The following is a 373-nucleotide window of genomic DNA, read 5'->3' on the forward strand; positions in this document are numbered from 1 at the left end:
AGTATTTCCGTGAAACCGCACCTCGCTAAATTCCGTTTCCACCATACCAGGGTCAACGGAGGTTACACGTACCCGTGTACCCAACAAGTCTTGTTTTAAACCTTCAGAAATTGCTCTCACAGCAGCTTTGGTAGCACAGTAGACATTGCCACCGGGATAGGTTTGATGTCCGGCAATGGAACCTAAATTTACCACATGACCGCGATCGCGACTCACCATTCCCGGAACAACATAACGGGAAACATAAAGTAAACCCTTAACGTTAGTATCAATCATGTCTTCCCAGTCTTGAAAGCTGGCTTCGTGCAACTTGTCTAAACCACGACTTAGACCAGCATTGTTAATGAGAATGTCGATGTCAGACCAGGCAGGC

Annotated in this window: 1 protein-coding gene; it reads right to left on the bottom strand. The window is 46.6% G+C overall.

Annotated elements, in window-relative coordinates; all coding sequences use genetic code 11:
• Positions 1 to 373: SDR family NAD(P)-dependent oxidoreductase (locus GNF10_RS37395; protein WP_185607530.1), on the bottom strand; the 373-nt coding region annotated here is incomplete at both ends.

The organism is Nostoc sp. UCD121 (assembly GCF_014222285.1).
GTDB lineage: Bacteria > Cyanobacteriota > Cyanobacteriia > Cyanobacteriales > Nostocaceae > Nostoc.